Here is a 6,982-nt window from a genome sequence, read left to right as displayed (position 1 = left end):
TGTGTGCTGCAGTAACAAACAAAGTAATGTTTGTGAGAAGCTTTATTGAAGATGAAGGAAGGTCCTTCGAAATCGGTTTTCAGGAGCAGGTTTCAAACCACCTTAAGTGGCTCTATTTAAGAGATAGGGTCATAAGCGTTAAGGAAAAATCAGCGTAAGAGCTGGAAGGTGTGGATCAGAAAGGCGAACGTAAGTGAACCACTGATGAACGTGTCGAAAAGGGAAGTGAACATCGAAAGGAGGAGTGAGTCGTTCTCCTCTTAATGAGCTTACAAGAAACCTGATTACTGTGTAGGTGGTGTTCGGCATAAAGGTGGCGCGAGTCTGATCTGGGCTTTAATAAGGAACTGCAGGAACCAGTCGATTTGATGAAAAGCGAGATAAGCAAGAGGCTAATCCTCAAGCTTTAGAGTAGCAATGCAAATCACTGGGGCGGATCAACTCGTAGTAGTGAAGAAGTGGTTGTAATGACTATGGAGCGAAGGGGTTGAGCTAGTCGACTTTAGTAAATCATTCAACTTGAAGGAGGATGAAAATGATTGAACGAACAAAGCCTTTTGATATACCGAAATCTCTAGTGTTTTCGGCTTATAAAAGAGTTAAAGAAAACAGAGGAGGAGCAGGTATTGATGATCTAACAATTGAAAAGTTTGATCAAGACTTAAGCAAGAACCTTTACAAGCTATGGAATAGGCTATCTTCTGGTAGTTATTTTCCACCAGCAGTCAAGGCTTGTGATATAATTAAGACAGAAGGAGGAACAAGGACACTTGGGATACCAACTGTTGCCGATCGTATAGCACAGGAAGTGGTGAGAAGTGTTTTAGAACCAGAACTTGAGAAGGTATTTGATGAGGATTCATATGGTTATAGGCCAAATAAGTCAGCATTAGATGCCATAGGAAAAACGAGAAGGCGATGCTTCGACCAAGATTGGTTAATAGAGTTCGACATCAAGGGAATGTTTGACAACATAGACCACAATCTACTGATGAAAGCAGTCAGAAAGCATACCACAAATAAGTGGGTTCTCTTATATATACAAAGATGGCTAAGTGCAGAGATACAGCAAAAAGATGGGACAAAAATAAAGCGTCTCAGTGGGGTGCCGCAAGGGGGTGTAGTAAGTCCTATCTTAAGCAACCTATTTATGCACTACAGCTTTGATATGTGGATGAGAAGAGAATATCCAAGTGTAAAGTGGGCAAGATATGCTGATGATGGTGTTATACATTGTGTAAGCAAGAGTCAAGCACAACTAATTCTTGGTCAACTTGAACAGAGACTGAAGATTTGCAAATTGGAAATAAAACATACGAAGACCAAAATTATCTATTGTCAAGATGGAAAACGAAGGGATAATCATGAGAATGTATCATTTACATTTCTTGGATATGAATTTCGAAAAAGACTTGTACGAAATAGAAAAGATAGTAGTCTGTTTGTAAGCTTTACTCCAACTGTAAGTAAAGAAAGTCTGAACAAGATGAAGAAAGAAATTAGAAGCTGGAAATTTGCTAGAAGAACAAACTTGGAAATAGAAGATATATCACGAATATGTAATCCAATCCTGAGAGGATGGTTTAACTATTACGGGAAGCATCATATAACTGCACTAGATAGCATAATAAGAATGTTTAATAGGAAACTCAGAAAGTGGTTCCAGACAAAGTACAAAAAGCTGAGAGGACACAAAACCAAAGCAGCTAAGGTACTAGAAAGAACTGCAAAGAGCAGACCAAGTCTGTTTGTGCACTGGAAATTGAGTATAGGGTTAGGGCAATGACTAGTGGGAGCCTTATGAAGCGCGAGTTTCACGTAGGGTTCTGGAAGGGGCCAGGAGGGAAGTTCTCCTGGTCTACTCTCCATAGAGTTAGTTTCAGAGGCTAACTTAGACGCTTTTTGAGTAGAAGCATAAAAACTATTCAAATCACCTATGAAATGATCTGAAGGCAGAATTAACATTGTCTCGTTTTCATTGCAGAGAAGTGCAGCAATTAATATTGCCGCTGCTGTTCCAATTTTCACTGGTTCGAAAATCACTTTATATTCTTGCAGCGCATGTAATTCCTCCATCACTAATGACTCGTACTGTATATTTGTAGAAATTATGGGCGGCATATAATCGCTTTTTAGCCTCAACAAAGTGTTGTGAAACATAGTGTTCTGACTAAATATTTTCTGAAATTGCTTTGGCTTAGATAAAGGCCAAAGTCTGCTACCACTACCACCACACAATATTACAGGGCGCATTTAGTTAAGAAAGTTGATTAAATAATTAATATCTTATACTGAGGGCAAAATGCATGCAAGTTTTTGTTGTAAAATGATTAAATAGAGGGTAGGTATCAATTTAAAGTAATGGCTAAGGAGAGTGAGTGTGTGTAGCGCCTTGCCCTTGCTGTGAATTTCTTCTATTTTGTAATTTCTCAACATGACCTTTGCTTTTACCACTTAATATTTCATTACCCTTATTTTGTTCTTCCTCAGGACTCTTTAGTATTTCATTACTCTTGCTGATTCCTTTATCATTCTCTTGTTTCTTCAAGTCTTTTTCAATATCTGGCCTCCTGGCGTTAAGCTCTTTCCATGTGCCTATAATTGGGTCGAGATCAGGGCGATTTTCTTTTTGTTTTGCTTCTCTTTTACCATCTTTAACTACCTTAAAATCATTCTCTGCTTCTTTCCAGCATTCTTTCAATTGACATTCCAACATAGTTAAGTAAGCATCACCATATTTTTTCTTATTTGCTACAAACAATAAAATTGGAGCCTTAAGTATGGTAGCTCCCATATTCACTAAATTTTTTATTGCCATTGCAGGAGTAAATAAAAGATAACCAAAAGACTTTGCAATTGGGTTTTGTTTGCTTATTAAATGCTTCCCTAACTTTATAGGAAGAGAAGTCAACAATTTAGTACAAACTTTAGCCAAGCTTGTAGCAAAAACAATAGGAACAGATATGAGACTTTTATCTAGCTCTAGATTACCATTTTGATCTCTAATTTCTGAAAAATGGGTGCTTAGCTTCTTGTAATCACTAGTGTATAATAATTTTCCATTTCTTCCTTTTTCATCGACAACTTCCTGAACTTTACCTTCTTTATTTTTCACCTTTTTAATTAGCACAGAAGAGTTAGTTAATTCAAATGGATATTGAGGATCCTTAGGTTTTTGAGCTTCAAAAATTGGCACGTGTTTTTCAAGATCGATTTTTGAAAACTTAAATGGCTTATAAAATTTACTATAATCATTAACCTCACGCCTAGCTTTATCAACTAAAAAGTCAATAGTAAAGTAGGATTTTTTATCAATTTTCCTAACTAAGTCTAGATTAAACTTGTATCCATTATATTCAAGTTGGTACCTTGGATTTCCCTCTTCATCTTTTACAAGTTTTCCACTGCTATCTTTTTCTTCTATAATTTTTCCAGACCTTACAATCTCATCATAATTTTTTGGGTACCGGCATTTTCGTCCATCCTTATATACCATTACCTTTCTAAGGTCTTTGACGTAAACTTGAGATTCAGGTGAGGTAAATAGATCCTTCACTTTTAGCGTAAGGTCCGTTCCCCACTTTTTCAATGTCTCTAACATATTGCTAAACCAAAATCGCTATAATGCTATAGCTCAATAATAAAACTAGTACACTAATAATATATTAACACAGCACCGGTGATTTTACAAGAAAATATGCCTGTAGAAGATAAAGATTGTAAAAGCGAGGGTTATATAAGTAATGCTTGATAAGTACTTTATGCATGTAATTGTAAAAATCCTCAAAGGTACGCTGTGTATATAATCTTCGCATACTACCTGCATTCCAAGAACTGCGTGCCAAAAAATGCAAAACAACAATACAACAAAAAATAAAAGCTCTAGAGGGTGATTAATAAATTTTTCACTAAAAGACAAAGAGCTATCAGTATAAAATGTGCAAGAAAATGAATAGATAAACCAAGGAAACAGGAACAGTAAAATTACCGCAGAAACACGCTGAACCCACCAATGATGTACTGAATTTCCAGATTGACTCATATAAACATAAATAAAAAAGCCATAGTAGAAAGAAGTAACGTTACTGTCAGCAGTATAGCACTCCTTGAAACGCCAGTAATTTCTAAATTAAGCCCAACATCCCACAATAAATGACGAATACCATTAAGAAAATGATATACAAAACTTATAAAACATAAGACATAAGCTAATTTAGCAACAGGAGTGAATAATAATGCATTTAAGTACCTTACTATAAGTAACTCAGGAAAGTAAACATGTAATATGAAATACCAAGAAAGTATCATTAATAAAAGGAATAGCAAGATACCAGTCAATCTATGCATAATAGAGAAAAAACTAGTAACTTGTACTTTATATATTTGTAAATGTGGAGAAAGAGGTCTATCACTCATAAAATTCCGTTATCGGGAAATTAAAATAAAGTAGAAGTAAAGACAGCAGTATAGCACATAACAACACCATCATTAAAAATGGTAAATTATGTGCAAAGCCTAAGGAGGTAATCCAGCTGCAGATTCCCCTACTGCTACCTTGTTACGACTTCACCCCAGTCACCGATCCCACTTTAAATAACTCCCTCCTTGCGGTTAGGTCGTTAGCTTCGAGTGAAACCAATTCCCATGGCGTGACGGGCAGTGTGTACAAGACCCGAGAACGTATTCACCGTGGCGTGCTGATCCACGATTACTAGCGATTCCAACTTCATGCACTCGAGTTGCAGAGTACAATCCGAACTGAGATGGCTTTTAAGGGATTGGCTTAGCCTCGCGACTTTGCAGCCCATTGTAGCCACCATTGTAGCACGTGTGTAGCCCACTCCATAAGGGCCATGATGACTTGACATCATCCCCACCTTCCTCCAGTTTATCACTGGCAGTTTCCTTAAAGTCCCCAGCATTACCTGATGGTAACTAAGGATGAGGGTTGCGCTCGTTGCGGGACTTAACCCAACATCTCACGACACGAGCTGACGACAGCCATGCAACACCTGTGTGAAACCCGGCCGAACCGACCCTATCTCTTCGAATAGGTATAATTTCCATGTCAAGGAGTGGTAAGGTTTTTCGCGTTGCATCGAATTAAACCACATGCTCCACCGCTTGTGCGGGTCCCCGTCAATTCCTTTGAGTTTTAATCTTGCGACCGTAGTCCCCAGGCGGAATGTTTAACGCGTTAGCTGTAATACAGAAAGTAAAACTTCCCATATTTAACATTCATCGTTTACAGCGTGGACTACCAGGGTATCTAATCCTGTTTGCTCCCCACGCCTTCGCGCCTCAGCGTCAGATTTGAACCAGATAGACGCCTTCGCCACTGGTGTTCCTCCTAATATTTACGAATTTCACCTCTACACTAGGAATTCCTCTATCCTCTTTCAATCTCTAGATTAGCAGTTTTAAAAGCAATTCCAAGGTTGAGCCTTGGGATTTCACTTTTAACTTACTAATCCGCCTACGCGCCCTTTACGCCCAATAATTCCGAATAACGCTAGCCCTCTCCGTATTACCGCGGCTGCTGGCACGGAGTTAGCCAGGACTTCTTCTGTGAGTACCGTCATTATCTTCCTCACTAAAAGAGCTTTACAACCCAAAGGCCTTCTTCACTCATGCGGCATGGCTGGATCAGGCTTTCGCCCATTGTCCAATATTCCCCACTGCTGCCTCCCGTAGGAGTCTGGACCGTATCTCAGTTCCAGTGTGGCTGATCATCTTCTCAGATCAGCTATAGATCATTGCCTTGGTAGGCTATTACTCCACCAACTAGCTAATCTAATATAGGCTCATCTAATAGCAATAAATTTTTCCCCCGTAGGGCGTATACGGTATTAGTTGCCGTTTCCAACAATTATTCCGTACTACTAGGTAGATTCCTATACATTACTCACCCGTCTGCCACTAAGTTATACCATAGCAAGCTACAATATAACTCCGTTCGACTTGCATGTGTTAGGCCTGCCGCCAGCGTTCATTCTGAGCCAGGATCAAACTCTCAAATTTAGACTTCAACCTATAAAAGGTTGAGGGTACATCGGATAAATCCGACAAAAAATAATTTAGCTTAATACTGCTGTCTTTATTTCTACTTTAGAAATATTTTAATCTCCAACTATTCAAACAACTTTGAGAATATTATTATGTGATATAATCACTATGTCAATATGTTTTTGCAAATCAAAAGCATTAATGTATAAATATATAACTATTTGGAATATTACCATAAAAAAATACATCTTTCTGCTTGCACTCGCGCCAATGTTAGTTGGCATCACATTATACTTATTGCGCAACATTGATAACACAAAACAATCTATAACTGCAGGTGACAAGTTTTACGAAGTATTATTCTTAAAAAAAGATAATAAGCCGCTGCTAGAAGAAATAGATTCAAATTGGGAGTATTTAGCAAATTTTGAACGCGCATTCAATCATATCTCAGATTCAATGCCAACAGACACAGCATCTATTTATAATGATTTGGCAGATGATAAAGATGCTCCTGGTGTTTTGCGTGAGTTAGCACAATATTTAGAAGTAATGAGCTTACTTCACTCCAACGGTGAAAAAATAAATAAAGACAAAATTGATAATTTAGAATCAAGCACAGTATACCCTTATTCAAGCCAAGAAGCCATCGCTATAGTAAAGATACACAATAACGACGTTAAGGGTGCAACTGAAATATTGCGTTCCCTATCAAATGATAGAAAATGCCCTATCCTAATCAAAGCTAATGCACAAGAATTACTCAGGATATATGGGAGTTAACTCATTGGACTTTTTGCATAGCTTTTGGCAGCGCATTGGATGAAACGAAAAACTTCCTTGACAAGCCTCGCCAGCTCCCTTATCATAAAACTGAAGCTATTTATTTATCTTCGCAATCTGTGCAGGTTAATGACAAAAAACTTAGGGTATTTGGCGTCTCATGTTTAATTTTTCGCACTACGTGCATCGCATG

Annotated in this window: 5 protein-coding genes, 1 rRNA gene and 1 pseudogene; 2 read left to right on the top strand and 5 right to left on the bottom strand. The window is 38.0% G+C overall.

Translation table 11 applies throughout. From position 1 onward, the window contains the following. Positions 1–535 precede the first annotated feature (535 nt). Positions 536–1,786 (top strand): group II intron reverse transcriptase/maturase, encoded by a 1,251-nt coding sequence (gene ltrA / locus BA053_RS04765; protein WP_218914941.1) that lies wholly within the window; start codon positions 536–538, stop codon positions 1,784–1,786. A gap of 80 nt (positions 1,787–1,866) precedes the next feature. On the opposite strand, the pseudogene BA053_RS06850 reads toward ltrA, so the two are convergent. The 5 genes and pseudogenes from BA053_RS06850 to BA053_RS04750 form a co-directional block, all read right to left on the bottom strand. Then, positions 1,867–2,253: pseudogene (locus tag BA053_RS06850) on the bottom strand (sugar phosphate nucleotidyltransferase); the annotation flags it as partial. Between the two features lie 112 nt (positions 2,254–2,365). Then, complete coding sequence (locus BA053_RS04760) at positions 2,366–3,601, bottom strand: hypothetical protein (protein ID WP_065095123.1); 1,236 nt, start codon at positions 3,599–3,601, stop codon at positions 2,366–2,368. 84 nt (positions 3,602–3,685) lie between these two features. Beyond that, on the bottom strand, positions 3,686–4,042 hold the full coding sequence (gene sdhD / locus BA053_RS06845; protein ID WP_010963113.1) for a succinate dehydrogenase, hydrophobic membrane anchor protein: 357 nt from the start codon (positions 4,040–4,042) through the stop codon (positions 3,686–3,688). Continuing rightward, complete coding sequence (gene sdhC / locus BA053_RS04755; RefSeq protein WP_010963112.1) at positions 4,039–4,416, bottom strand: succinate dehydrogenase, cytochrome b556 subunit; 378 nt, start codon at positions 4,414–4,416, stop codon at positions 4,039–4,041. Before sdhC ends, sdhD begins: the two co-directional genes overlap by 4 nt. Positions 4,417–4,516: 100 nt before the next feature. Continuing rightward, a 16S ribosomal RNA gene (locus tag BA053_RS04750) occupies positions 4,517–6,021 on the bottom strand. 153 nt (positions 6,022–6,174) lie between these two features. Between BA053_RS04750 and BA053_RS04745 the strand changes: the two genes are divergently transcribed. After that, positions 6,175–6,789, top strand: coding sequence for a hypothetical protein (locus BA053_RS04745; protein WP_065095124.1), 615 nt, complete (start codon positions 6,175–6,177; stop codon positions 6,787–6,789). The last annotated feature ends 193 nt before the right edge of the window (positions 6,790–6,982 follow it).

The sequence above is a fragment of the Wolbachia endosymbiont of Nomada ferruginata genome (assembly GCF_001675785.1).
Classification (GTDB): domain Bacteria; phylum Pseudomonadota; class Alphaproteobacteria; order Rickettsiales; family Anaplasmataceae; genus Wolbachia; species Wolbachia pipientis.
Note: the sequence above shows the minus strand (reverse complement) of the source record. Positions and strands in the feature narration are given on the sequence as shown.